Annotated in this window: 13 protein-coding genes and 1 pseudogene; 1 reads left to right on the top strand and 13 read right to left on the bottom strand. The window is 64.5% G+C overall.

Going from position 1 to position 15,711, the window contains the following annotated elements:
- From esxA to A5634_RS12650, 12 genes and pseudogenes are all read right to left on the bottom strand, one after another.
- Positions 1–160, bottom strand: a pseudogene (esxA, locus tag A5634_RS27330) (type VII secretion system ESX-1 WXG100 family target ESAT-6); the annotation flags it as partial.
- Positions 161–199: 39 nt separating this feature from the next.
- Positions 200–502, bottom strand: a complete 303-nt coding sequence (esxB, locus tag A5634_RS12700) for a type VII secretion system ESX-1 WXG100 family target CFP-10 (protein WP_065144405.1) — start codon at positions 500–502, stop codon at positions 200–202.
- An 88-nt stretch (positions 503–590) separates the two neighbouring features.
- Positions 591–1,700 (bottom strand): PPE family protein, encoded by a 1,110-nt coding sequence (locus A5634_RS12695; protein WP_065144404.1) that lies wholly within the window; start codon positions 1,698–1,700, stop codon positions 591–593.
- Between the two features lie 274 nt (positions 1,701–1,974).
- Positions 1,975–3,729 (bottom strand): type VII secretion protein EccCb, encoded by a 1,755-nt coding sequence (gene eccCb / locus A5634_RS12690; protein WP_065144403.1) that lies wholly within the window; start codon positions 3,727–3,729, stop codon positions 1,975–1,977.
- Positions 3,726–5,990 (bottom strand): type VII secretion protein EccCa, encoded by a 2,265-nt coding sequence (eccCa, locus tag A5634_RS12685; RefSeq protein ID WP_065144402.1) that lies wholly within the window; start codon positions 5,988–5,990, stop codon positions 3,726–3,728. The genes eccCb and eccCa overlap by 4 nt, the downstream gene beginning before the upstream one ends.
- A gap of 13 nt (positions 5,991–6,003) precedes the next feature.
- Positions 6,004–7,449: a type VII secretion protein EccB gene (eccB, locus tag A5634_RS12680; RefSeq protein WP_065144401.1), complete on the bottom strand. Its 1,446-nt coding sequence runs from the start codon at positions 7,447–7,449 to the stop codon at positions 6,004–6,006.
- A gap of 3 nt (positions 7,450–7,452) precedes the next feature.
- A complete protein-coding gene (gene eccA, locus A5634_RS12675; RefSeq protein ID WP_065144400.1) occupies positions 7,453–9,183 on the bottom strand; it encodes a type VII secretion AAA-ATPase EccA in 1,731 nt (576 codons plus the stop codon).
- Positions 9,180–9,731, bottom strand: coding sequence for a DUF2694 domain-containing protein (locus A5634_RS12670; RefSeq protein WP_065144399.1), 552 nt, complete (start codon positions 9,729–9,731; stop codon positions 9,180–9,182). The genes eccA and A5634_RS12670 overlap by 4 nt, the downstream gene beginning before the upstream one ends.
- A gap of 38 nt (positions 9,732–9,769) precedes the next feature.
- Complete coding sequence (locus tag A5634_RS12665) at positions 9,770–10,618, bottom strand: ESX secretion-associated protein EspG (RefSeq protein WP_065144398.1); 849 nt, start codon at positions 10,616–10,618, stop codon at positions 9,770–9,772.
- A gap of 2 nt (positions 10,619–10,620) precedes the next feature.
- Positions 10,621–10,929 carry an ESX-1 secretion-associated protein gene (locus tag A5634_RS12660; RefSeq protein ID WP_065144397.1) on the bottom strand — a complete coding sequence of 103 codons (309 nt, stop codon included), beginning with the start codon at positions 10,927–10,929 and terminating at the stop codon, positions 10,621–10,623.
- Positions 10,930–11,017: 88 nt separating this feature from the next.
- A complete protein-coding gene (locus tag A5634_RS12655; RefSeq protein ID WP_065144396.1) occupies positions 11,018–12,256 on the bottom strand; it encodes an EspA/EspE family type VII secretion system effector in 1,239 nt (412 codons plus the stop codon).
- A gap of 239 nt (positions 12,257–12,495) precedes the next feature.
- A complete protein-coding gene (locus tag A5634_RS12650; protein ID WP_065144407.1) occupies positions 12,496–13,563 on the bottom strand; it encodes a hypothetical protein in 1,068 nt (355 codons plus the stop codon).
- Positions 13,564–14,009: 446 nt separating this feature from the next.
- Between A5634_RS12650 and A5634_RS12645 the strand changes: the two genes are divergently transcribed.
- A complete protein-coding gene (locus A5634_RS12645; protein WP_065144406.1) occupies positions 14,010–14,300 on the top strand; it encodes a WhiB family transcriptional regulator in 291 nt (96 codons plus the stop codon).
- 253 nt (positions 14,301–14,553) lie between these two features.
- Here A5634_RS12645 and A5634_RS12640 read toward each other — a convergent pair whose 3' ends face one another.
- On the bottom strand, positions 14,554–15,603 hold the full coding sequence (locus A5634_RS12640; RefSeq protein WP_437339973.1) for a MinD/ParA family ATP-binding protein: 1,050 nt from the start codon (positions 15,601–15,603) through the stop codon (positions 14,554–14,556).
- Between the last annotated feature and the right edge of the window lie 108 nt (positions 15,604–15,711).

Raw genomic sequence — 15,711 nt, 5'->3', positions numbered from 1 at the left:
CGCCCTGGTAGGCCTCCGAACCGCTACCGCCCCACGCCGCAGCGAGCTTGGTGAGCGACTGCTTGCCCTCGTCGAGCAAGGAGTGGATGCTGGTGACATTTCCCTGAATGGTGCTGGCCGCGGCCTCGATGCCCGCGAAATTCCACTGCTGTTCCGTCATGTTTTTTTCTCCGATTCGTGGTGGTATTTGGGGGTTGAATTAGAAGCCCATTTGCGAGGACAGTGCTTGCTGCTGCTCCTCGTCGGCACGGGAGTATTGGACGCCGGCCTGGCGGATGTTCGTCGAGATCTCGTCGAGCTCGGCCTTTTGCTTGTTGGCGGCTTCCTGGAAGCGCACGACGGCGGCCTGGGCGGCCTGGCCGGCAGCACCCTGCCACTGACCCTGCAGCGACGCTGCGGTGGACTCAACCTGGTCGATCTGGGTCTTCAGATCGCCGGAGATCCGTTCGAAGTTACCTGCCTCTTGCGCGAGGGCAGCGGCGTCAGTCTTCATCTCTGCCATGCTGGACTACTTTCTCTCTTTCCATTCCTCGCCGTGGTTGGCAAGTCTTCCGGCCCGGATGGCCGGGAAGTCTGTTGTGGCTGTGGGATCACCACTCGTCCTCGTCGTCCCACAGGTCTTCTTCGTGCTCTTCGGTTTCCTGAGCTGTCGCCGCCGGGGCCACCAGTGCCGTACGGCTGCTACCTCCGGCTTGTGCGCCCTGGCCCATCGCGCCGGCACCACCCACCGGGGCCGCGCCGCTACCCGCCACCGATTCACCGGCAGCTGCTGCCGGCATCATCGCTGGACCGGCAGGCTTGTCGATAAGCCCGGTCATCAGCGGCGTGCGGGCCAACGTGCCGCCCGCGCCCGGGAGGGCCTCGCCGCGTAGCAGTCCCGCGCCGACGCTCGCGCCCGATCCACCCGCCAGCGGGTGGTTGGACAGCGGGCTGGCCCCGAGCAGACCCATTTGGGCTTCGTCCTCACCCAGGCCGGTACCGGTGCCACCTGAGCTGCTGCCCATCTGGCTGAACATCGAGGTCATCTGCTGCGCGGGCTGGGCGAGTTGTTGCATCGGGCCGCTCAACTCCGCGACCTGTCCGGCCGTCGCCGTTAGCTGGCCCGAGGTCACATTGCCGAGGCTCGAGGGCATACCCATCAAGGGGTTCATCGACATGCTCTGGCTCATCCCTGGGTCGAGGATGGCCGTCATCGGCTCGATCTTTTCGAACATGGTGTTCGCCAGCGTCTCGGCCTCGTAGATGTCCATGGCCACCGCCGCCTGCGTCCACATCCGGACGAAGTAGTCGATCTCGTTCAACCCGATCGGGATGGTGTTGATGCCGAAAAAGTTTGTGGCCGTGAGGATCGCGGTGGTGATGTGGTTCATCGCGATCTCCGGCAGCGACGGAGTCGTGGCCATCGCCTGGGTGTAGGCGGCGGCCTGCGCGGTGGCCTGCAGTCCGCGCGTCTTGGCTTGCGTCGACGCAGTCTGCAACCACGTCACCATCGGCAGCGCCGAGGCAATCGCTTTGTCGCTGCTGCCGCCCGTCCAAGCCTCGCCGAGGGAATTCAGACGTGCAGTCAACTCGACGGCCTGGGCATCCAGCGCCGCGGAGAGCGCCTCCCACCCAGCGGCTGCGGCCAGCATCGGAGCTGGGCCGGCACCGGCCATCAGCCGCGCGGTGTTCAGCTCGGGTGGCAAGGCGTGCCAGAACATGTGATCAACTCCCCTCTGTTTCCGAATTGTCTGCTTTTATGCGGCGGTCTAAGCGCCATTTTTCTATGTATTTAGTAAGTGCTCGCCGCTTTTGCATCAGCAGCCAAATTTTTTCTGCTCTCGACGTCAATAACCCCCGTTGGTTAGCGTCGCGCGGAGGTCGATTACTCGGCCTTTCGCAGGCTTCCGAACTTGGCTTCCGGGTGGCTTCCGGATGGGCTTCGGGATGTGCACTGAAATAATCCTAACCGGGGTTTGGGGGTGGTCGGAACACTTATTCTGCAAGCTCGTCCGGAGGCTCGATGTAGGGCGCCTGGATGACTTCCTTGCCGTCCGGTGAGACGAGAAATGCCTGGCCAGGGGGCCGCCGCTTCACCTTGAACTCGCTGGACGGGAACTCTTGCTTCTCACCGGAGAGGAACATCGTCGGTGCGCCGGACCCGAACGCGGCGCCGACGAACTTGTCCATCGTCGCCTTGTACGCCTGGCTCATCTGACAGGTGACAATGATGTGCAACCCGATATCGGCGGCCGCCGGCAATAAAGGTGCTAGCGGAGCCATCGGAGGCATGCCACTGGCGGCGCCCACAATCATGTGCCAATCGTCCACCAAAAGGACGATGTCGAATCCACTCCACCAGGAACGCGAACGCAGTTGTTGGGTCGTCAAATCGGTCGGCGGCAATCGCTTTTTCAGGTTGGTCGCCAGCGCCAGCACGGCCTCGTCGAGGCTCTGGCTGTTGCGGTTGATCGCGCCCGCCTGCAGGAGGTGGGACTGCGGGACGGCGTCCAACAAGCCCGACCGGTAGTCGGCGAGCATGAACCGGACCTGGTCGGGACTGTTGCGGGCACAGATGGCGCGCGCGACGGCGTGGGCGATGGTCGTCTTGCCCGACTTGGCCGCACCGAAGATCAGTAGGTGCGGGCTGGTGTGCATGTGACTGTAGGCCGGGGTGAGATCCGCCTCCCGCAGGCCGATCGGGATCTCCCAACGGGTGCGGTAGTCCGACTCGGGTCCGGGCGGATTCGGGTCGAGCTCGCGTAGGTGGATGCGCTCCGGAAGGACACGAACCGGGGGCGCCTTCTCGGTGGTCTGGGAGGCGACGTGGGAGACCGCCGCCGTCATCGCGTCGACGAGGCCATCGGTGCTGTGCACACCGTCGAATCTGGGCACGCCGATCATCAGATGGTGCTTTTCCATCGACACCGCTCGTCCGGGCCGGTTGACCGGGATCTCCCGGGTGATGCGGTCGATCTGGGTCTCGTTGACATCGCCGAGGCGGAATTCGATCTTGGTGCCCAGGTAGTCGCGGACGCGCGACTTCAGTTCGGTCCAACGAGGTGTGGAGATGATGACGTGCACGCCGAACGCCAGCCCCTGGGCGGCCAGATCCTGCACGGGCGCTTCGAGCTCGTTGAATTCGCTGACGAAACCCGGCCACCCGTCGATGATCAAGAACACGTCGCCATAGGGATCGGTCGCGACGGGCTGGTTCGGATCGTCGCGCAGCTGGCGGTACATGGCGATCGAACCGACCCGGTGCTCTTTGAACATCTGCTCTCGTTGCCGCATCACGGCCTGCATCTCGGCGACCACCCGATAGACCTTGTCGGGCTCGGACCTGTTCGCGATGCCGCCGACGTGCGGCAGATTCTCCAGATAGATCAAGCCACCGCCGCCGAGATCGATGCAGTAGAACTGCACGTTGCGCGGTGAGTGGGTGGCAGCGGCCGAGAGCACCAATGTCTGTAACAGGGTCGACTTTCCGGTCTGCGGTGCGCCGCCGATGCCGATGTTGCCGCCGGCGCCGGACACGTCGACGCCCCACACCTCCTGCAGGTGCCGACGCGGCTCGTCCATGATGCCCAGTGCAAAGCGCAACGGCTGGCGGCGGTCCCGCGCGACGAGTTCGTTCAGCGGCGTCGGATCTTGCAGCGGCGGCAGCCACATCTTGTATGCCCGCGATTCGCCGGTGCCCAGTTGGTCGAGCACCACCTCACGCAGTGCGCGGACGTCCGTTTCGGTCATTGCGCCATCGCTCCCTCGCCAGCCGGAGGTGCTCCCACCTCGATAATCGGAGCCGCGGTGAACTGATGAATCTTCACCGCCTGCTTGGGGATGTGCGGGCCCCCCTTACCGCTTTCACCGTTGGTGTCCGCCGCGGTAGGCGGAATGTACGGACCGCCGATGTAGAAAGTGCTGAACTTCACCGGGTCCTCCATGCCGACGCGCAGGAACCCAACGCCACTTTCCTTGTTGGTGATGTACTGCGCCTCCGGCGTACCGATTACCGCCTTGGATTCGTGAGAACTCGTGGTACGCAATGCAATTCGGTAAGTCAGGTTGGGTTCGAGTTTGTCGATGCGAACACCGCCGGTCTGCAGAGACTGGGTTGCCAGCAGCAGGTGGACCCGCAGCGACCGGCCCACGCGGCAGATCCGGTCGAACAGACCGATGAAGTCGGGGTGACTTTGCAGCAACTCGGCGAACTCATCGACGACGACGAAAAGCGTTGGCAGCGGGGCCAAGTCGGCACCACGTTCCCGGTACTTCTCGTATTCGGCCACCCCGGACAGCGCGCCGGCGGCGCCCACCTGCATACCGGCCTGGCGCAGGATGTTCTGCCGGCGGTCGAGTTCCCCGGTGATCACCTCGCCCATCCGGCTGACCAGTTCGGCTTCCTCGGCCATGTTGGTGACGACGGCGGCGGTATGCGGAAGCTTCTCCATGCCAAGGAAGGTCGAGCCACCCTTGAAGTCGGTGAGCAACAGATTCACCTGATCGGGATGGGTCATGGCCACCAGCGACAGGATCAGGGTGCGCAGGAATTCGGACTTTCCGGAGCCGGTGGTGCCGATGAGCATGCCATGCGGCCCGCCGCCGAACTCCGCACCTTCCTTGATGTCGAGATACATGATGTTGCCGGTCTTGAGTTCGTGACCGAACGGGATCTTGAGCCGGTCACGGTCGGTGTCGGTGTACATCCGCCACCGGCTGGGGATGATCTCCTCGACGCTCTTGGCACCGACCATTTGATGCCACTCGGTGGCGACCTTTTTCTGGACGCGTTGCGTGCGGTCGAGGATGGTGCCGGTGATCGACCAGCCGGCCAGCTTTCTGGCCAGGCGGCCGGCTTCCAGTGGCGTCATGCTGTCGGCGACCGATGTGACCAACCGGAACTGCTGGCCGGGCAACCGGTCCTCCGCGCTGCCGTCCTCGTTGACCCGAACACGGTAGGCCGATCCGCGGTGGTTACCGAGGGTGATCACGGTGACGCCGGCGCGTCCATCCGGCGGGAAGCCGGCCTTGCCTCCGGTGAGGTCGACAACGACGACATAGGGGCCGCTGGGCAGGGTGTCGGGTGCGTGCGGTCCGCGAGCGGCCAGATCGGCCAGCCCGTCGGGGCGGGTGTAGATCATCCGCGCCGGCCCCGCGCCGTCGGTTTCGGTCTGATGCTGAACGTGCGGAAGCCATTTCAGCCAAGCCCATTCGGGATCGTCGGGGCTCTCGGTGAGCACCCGGATCTGCAGCAGGTCGGGCGGATGAAAAACCGCCAGGTGACAGATCATCGCGGCCAGCAACCGGTCCGCGTTCGGTCGGTGGCCGCCGAGCGCGATCGTCGGAAAGGTGCGCAGCTGCAGCAGTTTCGGGCAATCGTGAATCAGGCCGTGGGTACGCAGGAATTTCACCACCCACATGTGGCTGACCGGTTCCAGGTAGGGCTGTGGCGCCGCGGTGGAGGCGGCCAGCTCGCCGCCGACGGCCGGTTTCAGCAGGCGGTCCACAGCCGGCTGATCACCGATCCCGATCCGGCTGGCCGCGTAGAAGTCGCTGTTGGCCGGCCGGGACCATTGCCGTTGCGTGCCGACTATGGACAGCAGATCGTCGGGGTGGGGCGCGTGATAGGAGAAGAAGGCCACCTGCGCGCTGGCCGAGGAAGTCACCCGCGACCGCAACCCCGCCAGGTAGCGTAGGTATTCCTTGCGGTCGGCGTTGATCTCCGGCACCTTCTTGCCGCCGCCGCCGGTACCGCCGGCCATCCCGCCGACCATCATCATGATCATCATCAGCGGCATCATCAGCATGTAGGGCGAGAGCTGCTTGGTACCACCGGCGAGCATGATCGCGATCATGCCGACCATGCAGCCGCCCATCACATAGGGAAGTGCCTTTTGGACGCCAGACGGCGGGATGTCGATGCCGAGGTCATCGGGTGGCGTCAGGCTGATCTCGCCCGGGCTGAGCCGCGGGCCGCGGGTGATGGTCGGGGTGAACTTCTTCGTCGTCACGTGGTTCCCATCGTCACTGCGGCGCTCCGGGTGTGCCGCCCGGAACTTTTCGGGGAGTGGGATCGGCGGGCAGCGTCTCGTGCTCGAGCATGGCGGCGTCTTTGGACAGCACCGGACCATCCACCAGCATCCGAACGATTTCCCACGGCGCGGTATTCGGGGAACTCAGGCCCAGCGCCTTGGCCGAATCGGCGTTAGGCACCCCGTAGCGCACGCCCTCGGGGTCGACGTAGTACATCGACTCGCCGTAGCGCGGATCCGGTGACTGCAGTTGCACGAACCGGCCGCCGTCGATGTAAATGGTTGCCGTCCCCTGGATCTGCTTGATCCCACTGTTCATCAGTGAGGCGTCTATCGGCAGATGCCGGCCGGACAGCACCGTCGTCTTGGGTGCCTGATCGCCCGCCGCACGTTCCCAACTCCAGCACAGCGTCGGCTCGTCCGGCCGGGACAGGATCTTCAGCGGCTGGTCGGGTAGGGGAGACGCGTACACCCGTTCGGGGATCTGGACCACCGCGCTGGGCACCACCGCGGGCGGGGCAACCAGGCCGTGCGACTGGGTGGCACGCAAAGCGGTGGCGGTCAGCGAGTTCACCATTGCTACGCCGTCGGGCAGGACAACGTAATACTGGGGGCCCTTCTCGGTATGGATCTGGAACACCGAGCCGATCACCAGTTCCTCAGACAGCCCAAGAGAATTGGGCGCACCAGCGAACGGTATTGGTGGCAGCTGCCAAGCCCCCCGACTGGGCAGCGCGTTGAACATCCCCTCGGAGATGGGGACGGCTTTGGCGGTGACGGGTATGCCCATCGCCGAGGTGAGCGCCCGGTCGTTGAGATCGATTGAGTGACGGCCTTTTTCGGTCACGATCCACTGCTGTCCCTGGTAGGTCGCAAGCAGGGCCTCGTTAGCTTGGAGCGGGTCCATCGAAGCGTCGATCCGCACAGGCATCGCGATGATCGACGTCTGTACTGCGGGGGAAGCGGTTTCGGCCCGAGTGACGGTGTCGCACAGCGTCCAGACCGACGTGCTGCCGCCGGACACCGGCGTCGCGTAGGGGGCGCCCGGGATGCCGATGGTCTGTCCCAGCGGCATATTGCGCAGTTCCGAGGACTTCACGGTGGCGGGATTGGATGGGTTGCCCAACACCAGCCGCGCGGACGTCAAGTTGTAGACGGGGTGCAGTTGTCCGGACAGGATCACGTACAACTCGTTGGTCGCCCGATCGGTGAGTAGTGTGCTGCTGCCGAGCTTTCCCTGCGGTTTGAAGTACGCCAGCAGCCCCGCACCCACCAGAATGATGACGGCGATGACGATGCCGAGCCCGACCGAACGGCTGTAGAACTGCAAGGGATCGTCAAACATGCGGGTGTCTCGCCGCACGATGGCATGCTCGACTCGGCGAAGCAGGAAGCGCCAGCCGCTAACCTGAACCTTGGTGGTCAGGCGAAGCCCCATTTTTCACTCTCTCATGTTGAGGTGAGCATGCACCGCGGCGATTGCCTCGGCCATGTCCGCGCCGTTGATCTCTTGTAGACGGTCCACGTCGAGAGCCTCGATGTCGAGACCCTGGGCCAGCCGCATGTCGCGGCACTGCTCGGCAGCCTCGACCAATTGCCGTGCGTAACGGCCGTTCCCGGCGATGTCGAGGGCTTGACGGCCGCGCAATGTTCGGTCGTGCAGCACCTTGGCCGCCACTAAGAACTCGTCAGCGGCCTCGGGACTCAGCGTCGAATCACTGGCGGTGGCAATAACTTTGGCGATCTCGAGCAACTCGTCGGGGGTGTAGGTATCGAATTCGATGCGGGTCGCAAAGCGCGACCGGAGGCCTTCGTTGGTTTCCAGCAGCCGGTCGATGTCATTGCTGTAGCCGGCGATGATCACCACCAGCCGGTCACGGTCGTTCTCCATCCGCGCCAGCAACGTATCCATCGCTTCCTGCCCGAACGGATCGGTGCGCCCATCGCGTTCCTGCACCAGTGCGTAGGCCTCGTCGATGAACAGCACACCGCCCAGCGCCGCATCGATGGTTTTGGCGGTCTTGACCGCGGACTGCCCCTCGTATTCGGCGACGAAGTCCTTGCGCGAAGTCTCGACCAGCTTGGGCTCGGAGATGACACCCAACCCGGCCAGGATGTTGGCCACCACGCGCGCGATCGTCGTCTTGCCGGTGCCCGGAGGCCCGGTGAAGATCATGTGCTTGCTCGGCTGGGCAACCTTCATCCCCTTGGCGGCACGCACCCGCGCCATCAGCGTCGCAGCGCGGTAGCGCTCGATCTGCGTCTTGACCCGGCTGAGTCCGATCTGGCGTTCCAACTCGGCTTGCGCTTCTTCCAGGAGCCGCTCGCGTCCCGAGTTGTCGGTCACCACACTGTTCGGATCCCACGGGTCTGAGCGAGCCGCAATCTGCTCTGCCGTCGTCGTCTTCAACCGGTACGTCGGATCTTTCAGCGCGGCGGAAACTTTGGCGTCCGGATGGGTGGTCTGCAACCACTCCAGCAGAGCCACCGCAGCTTCTTCGTTACCCTGGCTGCGCCGTGCCATCGCCAGAAACCAGGCGATCGACCGGGCGCACGCTTCGCCGGCGGGGGAGTCGTTGGCTTCGGTGAGCCGGCGTTCGGCTTCGGTGAACAGGCCGAGGTTAGCTGCCGCCACCCCGTGTGCAACGCCGGCTGCACCGGTCAGGAACTTGTCCGGCCACTTGCCGGCACCCTTGACCTCGTCGATGACGTCGGTCCAGCGTTCGGCCGTACCGTAGATCACGGCCTTGAGCCATGCCACCAGGTGCTCCGAGCCACCCGCAGCGCTGCCCGCCATGGCATCCATGGCCTCCAGGGCGTCGGCGTAATTGCCTTGCGCCGCTTCGGATGAGGCGAACCCCATGGTGACCGCGAGCGGGGAGGTGATCGGGTAGGTGATGTCGCCGTAGATGCCCCCGATCGGGACCCTGGCGTTGAGTGTGCTCATCGAGATTTGAGCGGCGCCGGAAAGTTGACCGAAGTTTCGGCGTGAGTACCAGGCGCGGAAGAGCGTCACGCGGTCAGTGTCGCCGCAGCGGATGCGGCCGACCCAGGCGTCGCAGGCCGATTCGTCGTAGTTGGTGATCTCGGTGAATAGGTCCAGCGATCGTGTCTCCGACAGCGGCAGCATCCCGACGGCGCTGTCGAACAGACCGGCGAGGCGATCAGTCATTTATCACCGTTGTAGCGGGCCGTGTAGTCCACCTCGTAACGACTGGCGAACACTTGCTCCTCGTATGCGGCCGCCTCCTCGGGCGTCGGGAGATTCAAGGTCGCGCCCACGAACTCGTGCAGCAGCGCGTTCTGTGAGTCGCCGTCACCCGTCATCTCGCTCATGTTTTCCACCATGAAGGTGTGCTGGGCGGCGCGTGCCTTCTGCCGAGCCAGGTCGGCAATCACGAAGATCTCTTCTGCCAGCCCGGATTCGGTCATGCGAGATGCTTTGTCGGTCACCGTGATCGTCTGGACCCGACCGTCCATCAACGCCGACACCGAGACCGACCCCTGCGGGTTGGTCACTGTGAACAGCGTCAGGTCCTGTTCCTCTTCTTGCTCTGTCAGCCCATCCAGCGCGTCCAGCTCAGCTGCGCTGTCCTGCGACTCGGCTGGCGGTGCGTAGTCGCCCAGCACATCGAGCGATGTCTCCTCGGCGGTGCCGCCGGCGGAGAAATCCAGCGCACCCAGATCGTCGCTGTCGTAGTCGTTTCCGGGCAGGTCCACGGTGGCGTCCCTTTCTACTATCGGGAGGATAAAAGTTGTCAGCCGCTGGCCGCGGCCGGGGCGTGATCTAACCAGGAGCCCGCGGGCAGGAGCTCCAACAACCCGTCCAGCGCACGTTGCAGATTCTGCTGCGTGCCGGACAGAAAACTGCCGTACAACTCGCCCCCGACGCGGCGGGGCAGCGAGACCAACCGGCCGTGCTCGGAGTCGAGGACACCCGCGGCCGCCGGGGTGTGGGTGGTGGTGCCGCCGGGATGCCGCTGGGTCGCGATGATCTCCACCCAACTGGCGGGGTTGCTGACGATCTCGCTGTAGATGCGCGCCTGCGTGGGAGATATGCCGTGCCGGGACAGCTGGGCCGGGGTTGTGCACTCGGCCAATTCGCTGGCGAGGCCGGTAAGGGGTTCGACGCTGGCCGGCTCGGCGGGCCCGAGCACGGTGGTCAGCATTCCAGCCAGTCCGACCTTCGGTGCCACCAGCTGCAATACCAGCATGTCGTCGTCGCGGGCCGCGACAACGTGGCAATCGCCCTTGCGGCACACCACAAACCGCACCATCTTGCCGCCCGCATCGCGGCGCCACCACCGACACTCCAGCGTCCGGTCGGCCCTGCTGATCGTGTCCACCATGGTGGCGACGCCGGGATGAGGCATTCCGTTGTGGTCCAACACGCCCTGCGCGGTGAGGTCGCGCTGCACCTGCTCCCACACCACCTCCCGCAGATCCTCTTGCGGGATGTTCGGCCGAATCCCAAGGGCGACGGGGAAATCGACCAGGTGCAGCTTGTCGGCGATGACCAACATTCCGTCGATGGTCACTTCGACACCGACCACGTCGTCAACCGGGCCCGCGCGGCCGGCGCGACCGGAAGCGAGCGGACCCGACATGATCAGCCGAAGATCTTGTCGATGATGCCGGCCAGTCCCTGGTCGGAGTTGAGGTAGGCGGTGGCGGCCGAGATCAGGTTGGTGGCCAGGCCGTTACTGACGCCCTGCACACCCTTGCCGGTGTTGCTGCGGCTGGTCTCCACGTCGCGCAGTGCATTGTTGAACTTCGACGTGAACGAACCATGGGTCATCGATACGCGCCCACTGATTCCGCTGACCGAGTTGGTTGCGGTGCCGAACTGGCCGGCGATTTCGGTCTGCATGCCCGACAGCACCTTCAGGAACGAAGGAACGACTTCGAGAACTGACATGGGGTAGACCCTCCTCTACGTTTAACGTTTTACTCGCTATGGCTTTGGCTTGCTATGGGTTTGGCGTGTTACAGGTCGATTGCTTGGACTACAGGACAGTCCCCTGCTGACCTTGACCGCCGGCGCCCGCTTCGACGGGAGCGCGCTCGCCGCCCGGGGAGCCCGCACCGGCTCCCTGGTCGTCGTCTTTCTGGCCGGCTTGTTGAGCCTGCGACGAGATCATCTGCGCCTGTTGGCTGGCCATGTTGCCCATCTGGCCCGGGCCGCCACCGGCCGCCATCAGCGACTGGAGCTGGCCCATGGTCGAAGTAATGTTCGCGACACCCGGCAGCTGAGCGAAGTTGAGCAGGTTGCCGAAGCTCAACGACGGCAAGCCGGCGAAGCCGCCCAGGAAGTCAGGCAGAGCGGCCAATTCGGTCCAGGTGGGCAGCTTGCCCAGGTTGCCAACACCGGGAAGTAGATCGCCGAGGCTGGGCAGGCCGGGGAACAGGTTGGGGATGCTCGGCATGCCGGGCAAGCTGGGGAACCCGGGGATGAGGCCGCCGCCGAAGTCGGGGAACCCGGGGATGAGGCCGCCGAAGTCCGGGAAGCCCGGGATCGAAGGCCACTGGAATTCGGGCAGACCGGGAATCGGCAGATTGAAGTCGGGAATGCCGACTTGCGGCGGCCAGGTGAATTCGGGCAGGCCCGGGATGTTGGGGAAGCTCGGGAACGGGATGTCGGGGATCTTCGGCGGCCACAGGTTGTCGATGATGCCGTCGATGATTCCCGGGATGAGCCCGGCCAACTTCGGCAGGTTGGTCAGGATGTCGAGCAGCCGGCCGCCCAGTCCGATCATGCTGGCCGCGTTCATCGCCGTCATGATCGTCAGGTACAGCAGTGCGCCGCCGGTGACGGCCATCGCCAGCCCGGACGCCGGGACCGCCATTGCGAACGACACGGCATCGCCGACGATCCACAGGTTGTCTTCACACCACTTGCAGGCCTTGTAGACGCCGTCGATCATCGACTTCATGGCGCGCAGCGCTTTGCGCGTGCTCTCGACGTGCTCGGCTTGGTTGGAGATCAGGTTGCCAGTCAAGTCATCGATCTCACCCATCAACTTGGCACGCAACTCCTGCGCCATGTTCTGGTTCAAATAGGCGTCCGCCGCCTGGCCGATCCAGTTGGTGCCAGGAATGGCCAAACCGATCTTGTCGGCCACTCCTTTGAACAATGACGCGCCGGCGTTGAATACTTCGCCCGGGTCGGGAATGCCTTCACCCAACAAAAACAACTGTGCGTAAATGAAGTTGCTGGTGGTTTTGCAAATCGCGCTACCCGACATTTGACTGGTTCCTTACGTTGGCTGTTGGTGTGCACGGTCTCTTTTTCATGTGCACCGTCGCTCCGTACGTTGAGCTTAGCAGCGCTCTGATGGGGCTAGATGCACGAATTTTTCGGTGGGGCTGGCCTTTTCGCGCGCACGCAGAACTCGACTCCATGGCTGAGTTTCGGGGCGGCGCGAACGTTCCCCGGACAATAAGATCCGGACGCATGGACATGTGTATGCGTCCGGATCGCATATCAATTGATCTGACTTATGAGTGCTTCGATCGCCGCGGCAGTCTCGGCCGGCAAGAGTTCTTCGGCTTCGGCCCGGACGATCATTTCTTCGGCGACTCCGGCCGCTTGCGCAGTTTCCAGAGTGGAAAGATTCGCACGTCGGCGCGCGGCATATAGGCGCTGCGCCAATGTCGCGCCCGGGGCGGTCGCCCCGAGTGTCATTAATTTGTCGTGGTACCGCCGAACCGAACCCATTGCCTTGATCAGTTCGGGGGTGATCCGGCTGATGCGCGTGGCTTGGACGGCAATGCCTTCGAGCTGACGCAGATCGGCAAGGATCGGCGCCGCCCGTTCGGTGAATTCGGGATCCTCGGGGGAGGGCAGCGCTGCGATGGCCAGGCTGCAGGTGTCGACCGCGGCGGCCACCGCCTGGGCGATCAACGATGCCGGCCCGTCGGCCGCTGGCGGCGTGTCCGCAGCGGTCTCCGGCACCGGGTGATTCACGGCCGGAATCGTGCTCACGGCCGGGACGGTGCTCACGGCAGGAATGGTGACGGCCTCACCTTCGCGGATTCGCGCAATTGTTCCGGCAGGCCACTGCAGGACTTCCTCGAGCTTGGCGCGGGTTCGTTCGCGAGGCCAGCTACGACCCTTTTCGAAGGCGATGAGCGCGCCCGCGTTGATGATTCCGTCGGCAGCGAGGCTGCGCTGGCTGATATCGAGCTCCCGGCGGCGCGCGGCAGCGGCCGCACCCGCCCGGACCACACCGGGATCGGCGTCGCTGACCTGATCGTCAGACTGCTCTTCAGGCGAATTCGACGGCCTGACGACTTCGAACGTCAACGCCTTGCCTCCACTGGGTTCGCCGAACCGGACGTTTCTCTTGTCGCTGACGGTCATGGAGCCTCCCCCTAGTCCGTCAACGATGCGCCATCTTCCGTGATGCGACGCCGTTCGCAAATCGAACGCGGGCTCACGGCCGGCGCCCACGATGCTCACGATGCCTAAGTTCGGGGCGACCGCAGTGGACGTAACGCCGCGCAGTGCGGCCAGCGCAGCCGGCCCCACGGTCGATTCGGCGTTAGGCATGTGCGTGGAATCCTCGCTCGCGATCGTCAGGGCGGGTAGCAGGGTGCGCCTTCTGCTGACCAACATCGTAACCGTTGCACCCTTCTATTGCTATACCTTCGCTACGCTTTTTGTGCGAGATCTGCGACGGCTTCCGGACGGCAATTGCTCCGTTGAAACCGAGCTACCGCTACGGTAACGATACCGTGGGCCGCTCCGTGGCGATGACACTTTGTGTGGAAGCTGTACGCGCAACCAGGTGTTTTGAAGGCGATACACAGCGAACTGACAGGCGATTACCCCTGGTAATTGCAGGATGGCTCGGTACGCTCGCACGTTCGCCTATAAAGCCGTAGCACCCCTGTTCCACCGCTTCAGAATGAACTGTTGCACTGCGACGGTTAGTGCGCTAGCCTTCTGCGTTTAGAGGGGCAGAACACGCAACGCTTTATGGAGGAATGCCAAACATGACCGCAACGACTCTTTTCGAGGTTCCGCAGCTGGGCGTGTGCACCCAAGACCCCGACCGCTGGACGACGACTCCTGACGAAGAGGCAAAGACGCTGTGCCGTGCCTGCCCGCGTCGTTGGCTGTGCGCCAAGGAAGCAGTGGAATCGCCTGGTGCAGAAGGCTTGTGGGCCGGTGTGGTGATACCGGACTCCGGCCGCGCGCGGGCATTCGCATTGGGCCAACTGCGGTCGCTGGCCGAGCGCAACGGTTTCGCAGTCCGCGAGCGGGTGACTGCTCAGTCGGCGTGAACCTGTTCAGCAGCGCGAGAAATCGACAGATTTCTCGCGCTGCTTGCTTTGTAAGGTCTTTTGGGCCGCTTCCGGCGCTTCGCGCCGTGGGTGGCGGCCGGCGTTGGGCCCTAGTGATTCGAGGTCGGGTTCGTCGAGAGATAAACCACGCACACGCTTCGCGGCGTGTCGTGTGCGCTGGTTATCTGTCGCGGTGGCGGACCTGCGCGCCGGTTGTACGGCCGGTGTTCCCGGCCGAGCAAAACTCCCGGCCTCAAGGTCGAGGCGACGGCCGGTCTCGCGACTCGGGCCGCGAGGCGAAGTAGCCCGTGATGGTGGCCGCCACCTGTAGGAACTTGAGTCGCGTTGCCGGCGACATTTCGTGAGTCACGTCGATGACGCCGCCCGGTCGTAGATGGGGATCGAACGGCACCTCGATCACGGGCTGCCCGTGTTCGACGAACTCGCGAGCCAGCAGCGAGCGGGTGCGTTTGTCGGCGTGACCGTCGGAGTCGTTTAGCACCACGACGCTGCGCTGCAACAAGTCCCCGAGGTTGTGATCGGACAGCCATTCGACCGTCTTGGCCGCCGCGGCGGCGCCATCTGCCCACGGCGAGGAAACCACGATCAGCGCATCCAGATCGCGCAACACCTCCTGTGTGACCGCGGCGTCCATCGTGGAACCACAGTCGATGACCGAGATCGCGAAGTGTCGATCGAGGCGCGATGCGGCTTCGCGGTAGATCGCCGGATCGAGCACCCGACGCGGCCCAGACGCGGGTTCTCCGCCCAGAACGTAGAGACCGGTGGCGTTCCTGCCTACGCGCGAGGTCACGTCGGCGAATGACTGCAGGTTCTTGTCGGCAGTCAGCTCCCAGAACGAACCCGTGGCCCGCGGATCGATCCTGCTGCTCAGCCGTCCGAATGCGGTGTCGGCATCGATCGCGACGACGCGGTCCTGCTGACGCAACTCGGCCAGGATGGATCCGACGCTAGCGGCCACCGATGTCTTCCCGACACCGCCTTTGCCCAGTACTCCAACCTTGTGGTTGCCGTGCAGGGCGGTGCGTATCGCCGATTCAAACTGGGCGGCGTCTCGCTGCGCGGCCGACGGGCCGGGCTTGACGAGACCGAAGGTCGCGGCTCGCACGACGCGTCGCCACCCGCGCTCCACGGGTTGAGCGCGGGGACGGAGCGGAGCATTAGCTGCGCCGGTCCACGGAGCCGACGGCGGAGCCATAGGCGGGGGTGTGCCAGGCGGTGACGGATGCGGCGGGGCCCCGGGGTACGCCGGAAATGGCGGCGGTTGCCGCGGCGCATCCACGCGAGGTGGCGGGAGCGGTTGACCCGGGTGCGAGGGCGGTTCCGGGCGTGGCGGGTTGGTCACCTGAGCGAACAGCTGGTGGAAATAGTCGAAGAGCATTCTCGGCCG

Origin of the sequence: Mycobacterium asiaticum (assembly GCF_001673365.1) — a bacterium.
In the GTDB taxonomy this organism is placed as follows: Bacteria; Actinomycetota; Actinomycetes; order Mycobacteriales; family Mycobacteriaceae; genus Mycobacterium; species Mycobacterium asiaticum_A.
Note: the sequence above shows the minus strand (reverse complement) of the source record. Positions and strands in the feature narration are given on the sequence as shown.